The following is a 12,463-nucleotide window of genomic DNA, read 5'->3' as shown; positions in this document are numbered from 1 at the left end:
TGCAGCCTGAAATAGTGGCGGATTGAACCGCGAACGTTCCTGGAGACGTGACCGAGTGGCCGAAGGTGCTCCCCTGCTAAGGGAGTATGGGGTGTTGAGCCTCATCAAGGGTTCGAATCCCTTCGTCTCCGCCAGGGATAGCTGAAATACCGTGCACTACCGTGCAAAAAGACCCCGTAAGATCAACAACTTACGGGGTTTTTTAATGCACTACCGCGCACTACCGTGCACATGAATGCAGGGTCAAAAACGGGTATCTTTTGGGGTATCTTTTTGCGTGTAACGATTTTGTTACAAAAATACCCGCAAAGTAGTGTCGCCAGTTAAAAAAAGCGCCCATCGGGCGCTTTTTTTCTTCTTGCACAACCGGCGCGTGCTGTGCCGGTGGGCTGTGGTCAATACATCGGCACGCCGGCATCCAGCTCCAGCGACCAGGCGTGGATGCCACCGGCGATGTTGGCCACCTGCGCGAAGCCCTGATGCTCCAGGTACATCGCCACCTGCATGCTGCGTCCACCCAGGTGGCACAGGCAGGCGACGGGGCGGGTTTTGTCCAGTTCGTCCAGGCGGGCGAGCAGCACGCCCATGGGGATGGTGACGAGCTCAAAACCCTCGGGCGCCACGCTGGCCGTTCGTATCTCCCACGGCTCGCGCACATCCAGCACCACGGGGCGTGCGCCGGCGTGCTGCTGCAGCCAGTCAGCGAGGTCTGCGGGGCGGATCTGCGCGATCACGGCGAGTCGATCGCGTCAGAAGCTGAAGCGCGACGGCTCGGGGAAATTGCGCAGCCGCGCCGTCACCACATCCCACAGCTCTGCCGAGGAGAAACCGCCCTGCGTGCGCGTGACAAAGGTGGCACGCATCATCGGTGTGCTGCCGACGATGGCGCCCAGGCGCCCGCCGGGCGCCAGCAGGTTCAAAAGCCCCTGCGGAACCTGCGCCACCGAGCCGCTGAGCACGATCACGTCAAACGGCCCGCCCACCATCTCGCGCGTGCCGTCGGCCTCCAGCACCTGGAAATTGCGCACGCCGGCGCGTGAGAGGTTGGCGTGCGCCATGTCCGCCAGGCGCGGCTCGATTTCCAGCGTGGTGACTTCCGCGGCCAGCCCGGCCAGCAGCGCGGCCATGAAGCCCGATCCGGCGCCGATCTCCAGTACCCGGTCGGTGTTCCTGACCTTCAAATCCTGTGCCATGCGTGCCTCCACGCGCGGCGCCAGCATGATCTGGCCCAGGCGCAACGCTTCGATCGGATCGTCGTGCAGCGGGATTTCCATGTCGCTGAACGCCATGTCGCGGTACTGGGCGGGAACAAAATCCTCGCGGCGCAGCGTTTGCATCAGATCCAGCACGCGCTCGTCGAAGAGGTTCCAGGGGCGCACCTGTTGCTCGATCATGTTGTAGCGCGCCTGTTCCAGGCGGTCGCTGGTATCGGCCAGCGTATTGAGCGGCAGGTTCATGCAGGTACTCCGAAAACAGGCCACACGGACGTGGCAAACCTGCTATTTTAGGCAGCAGTAGCCATCGCACCGGGTTATCTGCGGTGGTTTGCACGGCTTTCAGGAGGCAGCAATGAATACGCAGGAAACCATCACGCTCGCGGGTGGCTGCTTCTGGTGCACCGAAGCGGTGTTTCAGGAGGTGCGCGGCGTCACCCGGCTGACGAGCGGCTACGCCAACGGCCAGGTGCGGCAGGCGCCCAGCTACGAAGAAGTGTGCAGCGGCACCACCGGCTGCGCCGAAGTGCTGCAGTTGCAGTTTGATCCGGCGCAGATCAGCCTGCGCCAGGTGCTGGAGATTTTTTTTGGCACGCACGATCCGACCCAGCTCAACCGTCAGGGCAACGACGTGGGCACCCAGTACCGCAGCGGCGTGTATTACGGCGATCCGGCGCAGGGCGAGTTGGTGCGCTCAGTGGTGCAGGAGCTGACGGCCCAAGGCGTTTTTGGTGCGCCCATCGTGACGGAGATCGAGCCCCTGGTGCAGTTCTGGCCGGCGGAGGACTATCACCAGCGCTACTACAGCAGCCATCCGCAGCAAGGCTATTGCGCCTATGTCATCAGCCCCAAGGTGCAAAAACTGCGCAAAACCTTTGCGCAGCATCTCAGAGTTTGAGGGCTCACTGGCCAAGCGTGGGGGCAGCGGGTATCAGTCCGATTCGGGCAGCCAGGCTTCGGTCAGCTGCAGGCGCTGGGATGCCGCGCGCAGAAACAGCATCAACAGCTTGTTGCCCAGCCGCGGCAGCGTGAGCAGCACGTCGCGGAAGGCATCGCGCGAGAGCACCACGAAGTCCACCGGTTCATTGCAGATGCAAGAGGCGCGCAGCGGCGCGTTGTCCAGCATGGCCAGTTCGCCAAACGTGCCGCCCGGCCCCAGATCGTGCAGCCAGGTGCGTTTGCCGTCGGCGTTGTCGCGCAGCGCCTTGGCTGAGCCGGTGAGCAGGATGATCATGTACGAGGGCGATTCATCCTGGCACAGCAGCGTCGTGTTCTTGTGTGCCGAATACACAGCCATGAAATTGCACAGCAGCGTGGTTTCCGCCAGGTCGAGCGGCTCGAACAGCGGCGCGCTGGTGAAAATCTCATGGATATCGGCGGCATAGTCCTGCGCGCTGCCGAGGTACTCGAAATGGGGTGGGAGTGCTTCAAGCATGAAATGGAGGGTGCCGACGGTCTGATGCAAATGCTAACCCTTTCCGCCGCGTGCGCAATAGACCTTTCGGCTGTTTTGATCGGGGTAAAGACCTTGCCGGCTTCGACGATAATCAAATTCGTAGCATTTCGCAGCCTGTTGTACAACGCCCATCCATGAACAGCCACCACGGTTTCCTCGCAGCAGTAGACCGCGATCTGCTGGCCGGCGATGCCCAGTTCCCCACGGCGCTGAAGCTGCTGGCTGCGCTGCGACAGGTGCTGGATGACCCCGATGCCTCGGTGTCGCGCGTCACCACGCTGGTGGGCGCCGAGCCCCTGGTCACCACCCGGATGCTGCGCCTGGCCAACTGCGTCACCTTCAATCCGGCGGGCGTGCAGATTCTCACCGTGGAGCAGGCGGTGCAGCGCGTGGGCTTCAACATGGTGCGCACCGCCGCCACGGCGGTGGCCGTCGGGCAGATGCGCGCACTGGCCGGAGTGCCGCACTTCGGCGCCATCGCCGATGCCGCTTGGCAGTACTCGGTGCGCCTGTCGGTGCTGGCACGGCGGCTGGCGCCCGTGCATGCAGGTGTCCGGGCCGACGAGGCGGGGCTCTGTGGTTTGGTGGTCGAATTGGGTACTTTCTATTTGCTGCAGCGCGCCAGCCGCTATCCTTCCTATAGTGATGCGTCGTGCATTGAGGCCCTGCAGGATTTGCTGGCCCAGCATGTTGCGCATACCACGGCGCGCCTGGCGCATGCACTGGGCCTGCCGGTGGCCATTCTTGCCGTGCTCGACGCCTGGCACCAGCCGCGCGAGGTCTTGCCGCTGGCAGGCGCCCTGTACGGCTGCATGCAGCAGGCCGAGGCGCTGCTGGCGCCGGTGTTTGATCCGCCCGAAGGCGAAGAGGCCGCATTGGCTGGTGCCTGGGCGCCGCTTTCGGCCGCGCAGGCGCTGGGCATTGCCAGCGATGCCCGGGCAGCGCTGGCCGATCTAGCGGGCGCACTCGGCGGCCAATGAGCGAACTGGGCGGATCATCGCGCCCGGTGCTGCAGCGCCGGGGCAGCTTCAGCAATGCCCTGCAGGCGGCGCTGGACGGCGTGGCCGTGCTGGCCATTGCCTACTTGCTGATCCAGCGGCAAATCGGCGTGCTCAACGCGCACTACACCGTGATGGTGATGCTGCTGCTGGCCATCATGGGCTTGCTGTACGACCGCTTTGCCATTTACCGCAGCAACTCCAACTTCACCGGCAAGGCCGCCCGCCTGATGCAGGCCTGGAGCCTGGCGTTTGCGGTTCTGCTGATGCTGGGGTTTCTGACCAAGCAGACCGACATCTTCTCGCGCCGGCTGATGGCGCAACTGTACGTGCTGGGCCTCTTTGCACAGCTTTTTCTGCACTTGGTGGTAAGGGCGTTGCAAAAAGCCTTTGTGCGCCACGCGGTCGAGGTAGACAACGTCATCGTCGTCGGCACCAACCAGCTGGCCTCCTACCTCAGCCAACGCATTTCGCACAACCCCTGGCTCTCCGAGCGCGTGGTCGGTTGCGTGGCGCTGGCGGAAGAGGCCGATGCGCCATCCGCCCCGGTGGAGGGCTTGCCGCCGGTGCTTGGGCGGCTGGATGATTTGATAGCGCTGATTGAGCAGCATGGTGCGCGCACGGTGTATTTTGCCATCCCGCTGCATGCCTCGGCGGTCGTTGAAGAGCTGTATTTCAAGCTGCTCGACCAGCATGTCGCCATCCACTGGGTGCCCGACATCTTCTCGCTGCGGCTCATCAACCATAGCGTGCGCGAAATCGCCGGCGTGCCGGTGCTCACCCTCTCCGAAACCCCGCTCACCGGCACGCGCCGCCTCGTCAAGGCGCTGGAGGACATGGTGCTGGGCACGCTCATCCTGGTGGCCGCGACCCCGGTGCTGGTGCTGGTGGCGCTGGCCGTGCGGCTGGACAGCCCGGGGCCGGTGTTCTTCCGCCAGTCGCGCATGGGCTGGAACGGCAAGGAATTTCGTATCTGGAAGTTCCGCAGCATGGTCGAGCACCCTGTCGAAACCGACACCGTGCAGCAGGCCACCAAAAACGATCCGCGCATCACCCGCGTGGGAGCTTTCATCCGCCGCACCAGCCTGGACGAATTGCCCCAGATCTTCAACGTGCTGCGCGGCGAGATGTCCCTCGTCGGCCCGCGCCCGCACGCCGTGCAGCACGACCACGAATACGCCCAGCGCATCCAGCAGTACTTTGCCCGCCACAACATCAAACCTGGCATCACCGGTCTTGCCCAGGTGCGCGGCTACCGCGGCGAGACGCGCGACATCAATGAAATGGTGCTGCGCGTGCAGTCGGATATTGAATACATCAACCATTGGTCGCTGTGGCTGGATTTGTCCATCCTGCTGCGCACCTTTCGGGCATTCACTGGCAAAAACGCTTATTGAGCGGCGCTCTGGGCGCCCAGGCTAGTCCTATCGGACCATTGCGCAGGCCACCCCGTGCCGGTAATCTTCAACCCAACTTGGAAATCTTCCCGTATTGGTTCACCGTGTTCACCAAAGCTCTTCAAACCGTCCTTGCTGCCGCCGCTCTCACCTTGGCCTGTGCGTCCAGTGCGGCGCCGGTTACGCCCACACTTTCCGGCAGCTACGATGTTGTCAATGGCAACGCGTTCGACATCAAGACCATCGCCAGCAATCGCGACGCAGATGGCACCCCCAACGGCAACCCCTACAGCGTGAACTATTTTTACGAGCTGATCGTCGGCGCCTTCGATTCGCTCACCACCTTCATGCTCGGCGGCACCGCCAATGAAACCGTGCCGGTGCGCTACTTCCTCTGGCAGGATGCAAATCCTGTTGCCGGCGCGGCCCAGATTGCTGCTGTGGGCACTGCGGGCAACGGCGTGGCGCAAGGCGCACTGAAGGAGACCGTTCCTTACCTCACCGTCGGTCAGAATTTCCAGTATTCGCTCCCGCAAGGGCAGTACGTGCTGCAAATACAGAAAACGGCGAGCGGCTGGGAATCCATCACCACCAACGTCTCGGCAGTACCCCTGCCCGGTGCGCTCTGGATGTTTGGTGCGGCATTGATGGGCTTCGTCGGCTTTTCCAGCCGCCGCAAGGTCTGAAGAAGCGTTTCGGAGAAGAGCATGAACTACACAAAATTCGTCTATGGGGCAGTTGTTGCAGGCGCCTTGGCATTTGCCGGTGCAGCGCAGGCCAGCAACATCGTTGCCAATGGGTCGTTTGAAGCCGATGGCAACGCTGGGCAGACGGACGATGTTGCGTCGTGGCATGTCGGTGGCGATGGCATGGTCACCATCAAGAAAGACAACCCTTACGATGCGACGTATTACGTCTCGCTGGGCGGCGGTGAAACGCCCCACAACAACATCTGGCAGACCCTCGATACCGTTGCAGGGCAGGCATACCAGATCAGTTTTGCCTATCTGCCGTTTTCGGCCACTGCCAGCAATATCCTTTCGGTGATCTGGGGTGATTCGGCCGTGCCTGACACCAGCCCCAATCCGCCAACCGGCGCTACTTCGTTTGCCCTGAATGGCAACAGCGGCACGCCGGGTACCAACCCCGACGCCACGGGCTGGATGATCTACACCTTCACCGCCATCGCGAGTTCGGACAAGACGGTGCTGAGCTTCTACGACGGCGCCACCGGCAAGAACATGGCTACGGGTCTGGATGCAGTCTCTGTCAGTGCGGTGCCGCTGCCAGGCGCTGCCTTGCTGTTCGGCTCTGCGCTGCTGGGCGCCGGTGCGCTGCGCAAGCGCAAAGCGGCCAACGATGGTCAGGCTGAAGAGTTGGCAGCCTGACTTCCAGGCGACACATCAAGCATGCAGACAAGTATTTTGAATTTTCGGGTTGGTATTTTTTGGGAGACAGAGGAATGAAATACGGCAAATTTGTTTATGGCGTTGCGGCTGCCGCGGTACTGGCGTTCACGGGTACGGCGCAGGCCAGTAATCTGGTGGTCAATGGGTCGTTTGAAGACACGACGGTAGCCAACGGCACCTGGGGCGTTTTTTCGTCCGTCAATGGCTGGAACATCGTTGCAGACGATAAGAACGGGCTGGAGCTTCGCAACAACGCAGTTGGAGCGGCTTATGATGGAAACAACTTTGCCGAGCTTGATGCCAATCGCAACATGAGCATCTGGCAAGCGCTCACCACGGTGATTGGTCAAGCCTACCAGTTGAGCTTCGCTTATTCGCCCCGCGCTGGCGTGAGCACGCCCGTCGGTACCAACAATATTGACGTGTCCCTCAATGGGACTGCCATCCCCGGCTCCCCGTTTGGCGGATCGGGCGCAGGCCAGAGCGGAAACAACTGGATGGTCTATACCTACAATTTTGTCGCCGATTCGACCAGCACGGTTTTGAGGTTTGCCGCAGGCGGCGCTTCCGACTCCTTCGGAGGCAGCTTGGATGCCGTTTCCGTCAGCGCCGTTCCGCTGCCTGGTGCTGCTCTGCTGTTCGGTTCGGCCCTGCTGGGCGCTGGCGCGCTGCGCAAGCGCAAGGTAGGCGAAAAAGCCCAGACCGGCACATTGGCCGCCTGAAAACGGTGCGCTTGCCGGTATCATGAGGGGGCGTCGGCCCCCTTTTTTGTTGCACGCACCTTTGGCGTGTTTTTGTTTGACTCTGCTGAAGACCTACCATGCGCATTCCTGCCATTTCCAAAGTCCTGCCGCTTCTCCTGCTCGCTCTGGCGCTCGCAGCGCCTTGGGGCAGCACGGCTTGGGCGCAATCGAAAGCGCCCTATACCCTGCATCCGGCAGACCGGCTGCAAGTCTCGGTCTGGCGCGATACCGCCTTGCAGCGCGAGGTGCGCGTACTGCCCGATGGCAGCATCACGCTGCCGCTGGTCGGGCGCATCGTGGTGGCCGGGCTCGATACCGATACCGTCGAGAAACAACTGGTGGAGCGACTCAAGCCCTACATGCCTGACCCCATCGTCACCGTGGCGGTGGCGGCAGCCGAGGGCAATGTGGTGTATGTCGTGGGCAAGGTCACCAAGCCCGGCGTCGTGCCGCTGATTACCGATGCCACCACGGTGCTGCAGGCGCTCAGCCTGGTGGGCGGGCTGGACCGCTTCGCCGATGGCAATGCAGTGCGCGTGCTGCGTGATGCCGGCGGCAAGCGCACGGTGATGGATGTGCGCTACAACGACCTGCTCAAAGGTGGCAGCCTGGATACCAACGTGGTGCTGCAGGCCGGCGACACCATCCTCGTGCCGTGACCTTGCGCCAGGCATTTTTCCCGCTGGGCGTCGCGCTGCTGGCGGCCAGCCCCTGGCTGCCGTTGCAGGCGCAATCGCTCTATCAGCAGCGGCTGCAAGTGTCTTCTGGTCTGGAGCGTGACAGCAACCCGGGGGTGAACACACCGGCCAAGGGTGGCGTCACGCGCTGGCGCGTGAGCCCGGAGTATTCCCTGCTGCGCCGCGACGGACTGGACGATCTCACCCTCAAGCTCGGCGCCACGCTGGAGCAAAGCAGCAACACCGCGCTCAGTCGCGATCGGCGTGACGGCAACGTGCAAGGTGAATGGCAGCACACCGCTGAAAACACCATTTATCAGTTGCGCGGCGGCTTCTCGCAGGCGGCTTTGCGCAATGTGCTGCTGCAGGAAACCGGCCAACTGAGCAACGACGGCACGCGCACCACGCGCAGCCTCGAAGGCCTGGTGGTGCACCAGCTCAGCGAGCTCTACACCGTCTCCGGTGGTGCCACTGCGCAGTGGAACCGCTACAGCGGCAATACCGCGCCCAACGGTCGGCAGTTCAGCATCAATGGCGAGCTCGGCCGTGCGCTTGCGCCGGGGCGTGATGTTTACCTGGCCGGTGCGATTTCGCGCTTTGCGGCAGACAGCCTGGCCTCCAGCGTGCCTGGCGGACCGGTGCAACCGGCCAACAACTCCACCCTCGCCAATCTTTCCGTGGGCACGCGCTACGCTGCCCCGGACGATCCCTGGTTTTGGGATGCGCGCGTCGGTGCGGCGCGTTATCGCTCCAGTTTGAGCGCCGGCACCAGCACTTCCGCCACCGTGGTGGCGCAAGCCGGCTACAAGGCGCCGCGCTGGAGTCTCTCACTGTCGCTGGCACGCCAGCCCGTGCCCGATGCCTTGCGCGGCACCTTCTCGCCCAACCAGCAGGCGCGCGCCTCGGCCGAATACCTGCTGACCGAATTCACCCGCGTCGGGCTGGACGTTTCCTGGAACCGCACCAAGGGCCTGCAGACCGATACTTCCCGCGAGTTCGGCCTGCGTGTTTCCAGCGAGCTCGCCCCGCTGTGGACCCTGGCCGTGCAGCTGCGCCGCGTGAATGCCGCGCACGACGCCATCGCCCTACCCACGCGCGGTGGTGCCACCATCGCAGGCGTCGTTCTCACCTACACCCACCCCGACTTCTGACGCCCGGCGCGTCTCTGGTCTCGCGTTCTGCCGCTTGCGCATGTCACAAGAAGAAGACTACCAACCGTCGCTGGCCGACTACATCGCCATGGTCAAGCGCCATGTGCTGCTCATCGCCGTCACCTTCATCAGCGTATCGGCCGTGGCCATCACGGCGGCAGTGCTCTGGCCGCCGGTGTACCAGTCCACCGGCACCATCATGGTCGAATCGCAGCAAATCCCCACGGATCTGGTGCAGGCCACCGTGACCAGCTTTGCCGACGAGCGCATCCAAGTGATTCGCCAGCGCGTGATGACGCGCGAGAACCTCATGCGCATCATCGACAAATTCAAGCTCTTCGATGAGCGCTCCATCACCTTCACGCCGTCCGAGCAGGTCGACAAGATGCGCGACCTGATCGACGTGCAGCTCGTCAATGCCAACGTGCAGGGCCAGCGCGGCTCGGCCACCATCGCCTTCAAGGTCTCGTTCGAAGACCGCCGCCCCGATGTGGCCCAGCGCGTGGCCAACGAGCTGGTGACGCTGTTCCTGAACGAGAACGTCAAGGTGCGCACTGAACGTGCCACGCAAACTACGGAATTCCTCACGCAGGAGGCCAACAAATTCAAGAGCGATCTGGACAAACTGGAAAGCCAGATCGCCACCTACAAGCAGGAAAACGGTGCGGCCTTGCCGCAGAACACCGCGCTGGCGATGAACGCCATCCAGCGCCTGGAGTCCGATCTGCGCAATTCGCAGCGCGACTACAACTCTGCAGAAGAAGAAGCCCGCTCGCTCGACGTGGAGCTGGCCAGCGCCAAGGTGGCCGTCGCCAGTGCCGCCGCGGCCGCCGGCGGGGGCACCTCCGCTGCCGGCATGGTCGATGCCAACGTGGTCGAGCTGCAGAAACTGCGCCAGCAGCTGGCGCAGCTGCAAGAGCTCTATACCGATAGCTACCCCGATGTGCGCACCACCAAGCGCCGCATTGCCGCGCTGGAAAAGGCCATTGCCGAAGCCGCAAAAGAGCCTGCGCCCGCGCCACCCGCCGCCGACGCCAACCTGCCCGTGCCACCTACTGTGGCGGCGGCGCAGATGGTCGTGGCCAAGATCGAATCGCGCATCGCCTCCGCGCGTTCGCGCATGACGGCGCTGCGCGCCGAGCAAGGCCAGATCCAGGCGCAGCTGCGCGCAGCGGAAAACCAGATGCTCAAGGCCCCGCAGGTCGAGCGCGGCCTCGCCGCCCTGATGCGCGACCGCGAGGCCGCGCAGCGCAAATACGAGGAAATCCGCGCCAAGCAGATGAACGCCCAGGTTGCCGAAAACCTCGAAGGTGAGCAAAAAGCAGAGCGCTTCACGCTGCTGGAGCCGCCGATTGCGCCCGATCGGCCCATCAAACCCAACCGGCGCAAGATGATCGCGCTCGGCCTGGTGCTGGCCGCCGTGGCTGCCGCCGGCATGGTGGTGCTGCTCGAAACCTTGCGCGGCACCGTGCGCGGGGTGGGCGCTCTCACTGCCATCGTCGGCCAGCGCCCGCTGGTCATCGTGCCCTACATTGCGATTGCCGAAGAGGGCATGCGCCGGCGCAAGCGCTGGCTCGCTGCCGCGACCGCAGGTGCCGTGGCGCTGGTGCTGACGCTGGCGGCCATCCATTTCTTCTACATGCCGCTGGACCTGCTGGCATTCAAGATCATGCTGCGGCTCTCGTAGGCCGGATAGCCCATGGAACGCATCAAACAAGCCCTGGAGAAAGCCCGCCAGCAATCGGCTGGCGCTGCGCCGCACCCTGCCCACCCGTCAGCGCCTGCACTCACCGCGCCAGCTGCTGCTGCGCAACAGGCGGATGCGCTCGCCAGCGGGGCGATTGAAGTCAACTACACCCAGACCGAGATCGTGCGGCTCGATCGGGCCACGCTGGAGCGCAACCGCATCGTCGCGTTCGAGAAAACCAACCCCGACAACTGGGTCTACGACGTGCTGCGTACCCAGGTGCTGCAAAAAATGGACGAAAAGGGCTGGCGCACGCTGGCCATCACTTCGCCCACCGTCGGCTCGGGCAAGACGGTAACCGCCATCAACCTGGCGATCAGCATCGCCCACCACACCCAGCGCACCGCCATGCTGGTGGATTTCGACCTGCGCCGGCCGCGCGTGGGCACTTACCTGGGTGTGCGCAAGACCCCATCGCTCAGCGAGGTGCTGACCGGCAAGGCGCAACTGGCCGATGCCATGGTCAACCCCGATCTGCCACGCCTTGTCGTGTTGCCCACCAGCCGCCCGGTGCCGCATGCGGCCGAGGTGCTCTCTTCCGTCGTCGTGCGCAGCATGGTGGCCGATCTGCGCGAGCGCTACGCCGATCGCATCGTCATCTTCGACCTGCCGCCGGTCATGGCCGGCGACGACGTCATGGCCCTGCTGCCCAGCGTGGATGCGGTGCTGCTCGTCGTTGGCAACGGCGACAGCACACGCAAGGAAATCGAGGAAAGCATGCGCCACCTGCCGCCAGAGCAGTTGCTTGGCGTGGTGCTCAACAAGGCCGAGGCCGAAGTGCGCCGCGGCTATGGCTACGGCTACTACTGATGGCCCTTGAGGCAGCCGCCTCGCCACCACCCATCGTGCGTTGACTGGCCGGTCTGCCGACTTGGCTGGAGGGGCTGCGCTTGCGCCCAAACTATGAGGTGCAAAGAAGTGTTAATAAATTCAATCGCGCAATAGTCCGATAGGACTAATGAATCAGTACGATCGTGCCGTAATTAGTTCAAAAGGACTAATCGGCTGATGCGCGAGATGTTGCTTGGTGCGGTATCACGGCCATTGGCAGAGTTCTTGGGGGCAGTTTTTCTGCCCGCTTGATGGAAGAAGCCACCATGACTGCCTTTGCCTTGCGCCTGACGACCCTGAAACTGATCTCCGCGATCGCCATCGTGTTGCCTTTGTGGGCTTGTGGCGGAGGCTCCGATGCAGACATCGTTGCCAACGCCGGGCCGGGTGTGACGGCGCCCCTCACCAGCATTGCCCCGGGGGCTTCGGCGGTGGTCCCGGATTCAAACCATGCCCCGATGGTGAACCCCCCTGTGGCCGCTCCTGCGCCCAACCCGCCCTCCGCCAATACCAACCACGCGGTGAATGCAACTGACCCCGGTCGCCCCGTGCCACCTGTGGTCCCGGTCGCTCCTTCGAACCCTCCTCCCCTGGTGACAGCCCCAACTCCCTCGCCGAGCGCGCCGCCCCCGCAAAACGACCAGGTAGCGCAGCCGCCGGTCGTTCCTCCTGCCCCTCCACAAGCGCCACAAAGCGATCCGGTTTCCCATGTTGCAGAGATCGGCATCAACCTTCCGCAATTGAGCTACTGGGACCAGAGCTTTGCGATGGCTGACGTGATGCGGCAATCGTCATTGGTTGATACCGACTGGGGTGCCAACTACGCACCAGACATGAATG

The 12,463-nt window shown here is 63.4% G+C and carries 13 protein-coding genes, 1 tRNA gene and 1 pseudogene; 12 read left to right on the top strand and 3 right to left on the bottom strand.

Features of this window, described 5'->3' with window-relative positions; translation table 11 throughout:
* Positions 1-41: 41 nt before the first annotated feature.
* A tRNA-Ser gene (locus ABS45_RS09390) sits at positions 42-134 on the top strand.
* Between the two features lie 261 nt (positions 135-395).
* Here ABS45_RS09390 and ABS45_RS09385 read toward each other — a convergent pair.
* Positions 396-734 carry a rhodanese-like domain-containing protein gene (locus ABS45_RS09385; RefSeq protein ID WP_291555227.1) on the bottom strand — a complete coding sequence of 113 codons (339 nt, stop codon included), beginning with the start codon at positions 732-734 and terminating at the stop codon, positions 396-398.
* A 15-nt stretch (positions 735-749) separates the two neighbouring features.
* Positions 750-1,457, bottom strand: a complete 708-nt coding sequence (locus ABS45_RS09380) for a protein-L-isoaspartate O-methyltransferase (protein ID WP_291555226.1) — start codon at positions 1,455-1,457, stop codon at positions 750-752.
* 112 nt (positions 1,458-1,569) lie between these two features.
* Here ABS45_RS09380 and msrA point away from each other — a divergent pair, with 112 nt between their 5' ends.
* Positions 1,570-2,112 (top strand): peptide-methionine (S)-S-oxide reductase MsrA, encoded by a 543-nt coding sequence (msrA, locus tag ABS45_RS09375; protein WP_291555225.1) that lies wholly within the window; start codon positions 1,570-1,572, stop codon positions 2,110-2,112.
* Between the two features lie 33 nt (positions 2,113-2,145).
* Here msrA and ABS45_RS09370 read toward each other — a convergent pair whose 3' ends face one another.
* The gene (locus ABS45_RS09370; RefSeq protein WP_291555224.1) at positions 2,146-2,649 is read right to left on the bottom strand and encodes a cyclic nucleotide-binding domain-containing protein; all 504 of its coding nucleotides are present in this window, start codon (positions 2,647-2,649) and stop codon (positions 2,146-2,148) included.
* A 155-nt stretch (positions 2,650-2,804) separates the two neighbouring features.
* On the opposite strand from ABS45_RS09370, the gene ABS45_RS09365 reads away from it, so the two are divergent.
* The 10 genes and pseudogenes from ABS45_RS09365 to ABS45_RS09320 form a co-directional block, all read left to right on the top strand.
* Positions 2,805-3,650, top strand: coding sequence for an HDOD domain-containing protein (locus ABS45_RS09365; protein ID WP_291555223.1), 846 nt, complete (start codon positions 2,805-2,807; stop codon positions 3,648-3,650).
* Positions 3,647-5,065: an undecaprenyl-phosphate glucose phosphotransferase gene (locus ABS45_RS09360; RefSeq protein WP_291555222.1), complete on the top strand. Its 1,419-nt coding sequence runs from the start codon at positions 3,647-3,649 to the stop codon at positions 5,063-5,065. The genes ABS45_RS09365 and ABS45_RS09360 overlap by 4 nt, the downstream gene beginning before the upstream one ends.
* A gap of 77 nt (positions 5,066-5,142) precedes the next feature.
* A complete protein-coding gene (locus ABS45_RS09355) occupies positions 5,143-5,751 on the top strand; it encodes a hypothetical protein (protein ID WP_291555221.1) in 609 nt (202 codons plus the stop codon).
* A gap of 21 nt (positions 5,752-5,772) precedes the next feature.
* The gene (locus ABS45_RS09350) at positions 5,773-6,453 is read left to right on the top strand and encodes a hypothetical protein (protein WP_291555220.1); all 681 of its coding nucleotides are present in this window, start codon (positions 5,773-5,775) and stop codon (positions 6,451-6,453) included.
* 74 nt (positions 6,454-6,527) lie between these two features.
* On the top strand, positions 6,528-7,196 hold the full coding sequence (locus ABS45_RS09345; protein ID WP_291555219.1) for a PEP-CTERM sorting domain-containing protein: 669 nt from the start codon (positions 6,528-6,530) through the stop codon (positions 7,194-7,196).
* A gap of 98 nt (positions 7,197-7,294) precedes the next feature.
* The gene (locus ABS45_RS09340; RefSeq protein WP_291555218.1) at positions 7,295-7,876 is read left to right on the top strand and encodes a polysaccharide biosynthesis/export family protein; all 582 of its coding nucleotides are present in this window, start codon (positions 7,295-7,297) and stop codon (positions 7,874-7,876) included.
* On the top strand, positions 7,873-9,045 hold the full coding sequence (locus ABS45_RS09335) for a hypothetical protein (protein ID WP_291555217.1): 1,173 nt from the start codon (positions 7,873-7,875) through the stop codon (positions 9,043-9,045). Before ABS45_RS09340 ends, ABS45_RS09335 begins: the two co-directional genes overlap by 4 nt.
* A 40-nt stretch (positions 9,046-9,085) precedes the next feature.
* Positions 9,086-10,732 (top strand): hypothetical protein, encoded by a 1,647-nt coding sequence (locus ABS45_RS09330; RefSeq protein WP_291555216.1) that lies wholly within the window; start codon positions 9,086-9,088, stop codon positions 10,730-10,732.
* A 12-nt stretch (positions 10,733-10,744) separates the two neighbouring features.
* On the top strand, positions 10,745-11,602 hold the full coding sequence (locus ABS45_RS09325; protein ID WP_291555215.1) for a CpsD/CapB family tyrosine-protein kinase: 858 nt from the start codon (positions 10,745-10,747) through the stop codon (positions 11,600-11,602).
* Between the two features lie 287 nt (positions 11,603-11,889).
* Positions 11,890-12,463: pseudogene (locus ABS45_RS09320) on the top strand (hypothetical protein); the annotation flags it as partial.

The organism is Comamonas sp. SCN 65-56 (genome assembly GCF_001724135.1).
Lineage (GTDB): Bacteria > Pseudomonadota > Gammaproteobacteria > Burkholderiales > Burkholderiaceae_C > Comamonas_C.
This window is presented reverse-complemented; position numbering and strand designations above follow the sequence as displayed.

Coding starts and splice junctions, on each gene's coding strand:
- ABS45_RS09380 (WP_291555226.1), bottom strand. CDS start 1,457: ATGAACCTGCCGCTCAATACGCTGGCCGATACCAGCGACCGCCTGGAA.
- msrA (WP_291555225.1), top strand. CDS start 1,570: ATGAATACGCAGGAAACCATCACGCTCGCGGGTGGCTGCTTCTGGTGC.
- ABS45_RS09370 (WP_291555224.1), bottom strand. CDS start 2,649: ATGCTTGAAGCACTCCCACCCCATTTCGAGTACCTCGGCAGCGCGCAG.
- ABS45_RS09365 (WP_291555223.1), top strand. CDS start 2,805: ATGAACAGCCACCACGGTTTCCTCGCAGCAGTAGACCGCGATCTGCTG.
- ABS45_RS09360 (WP_291555222.1), top strand. CDS start 3,647: ATGAGCGAACTGGGCGGATCATCGCGCCCGGTGCTGCAGCGCCGGGGC.
- ABS45_RS09350 (WP_291555220.1), top strand. CDS start 5,773: ATGAACTACACAAAATTCGTCTATGGGGCAGTTGTTGCAGGCGCCTTG.
- ABS45_RS09345 (WP_291555219.1), top strand. CDS start 6,528: ATGAAATACGGCAAATTTGTTTATGGCGTTGCGGCTGCCGCGGTACTG.
- ABS45_RS09340 (WP_291555218.1), top strand. CDS start 7,295: ATGCGCATTCCTGCCATTTCCAAAGTCCTGCCGCTTCTCCTGCTCGCT.
- ABS45_RS09330 (WP_291555216.1), top strand. CDS start 9,086: ATGTCACAAGAAGAAGACTACCAACCGTCGCTGGCCGACTACATCGCC.
- ABS45_RS09325 (WP_291555215.1), top strand. CDS start 10,745: ATGGAACGCATCAAACAAGCCCTGGAGAAAGCCCGCCAGCAATCGGCT.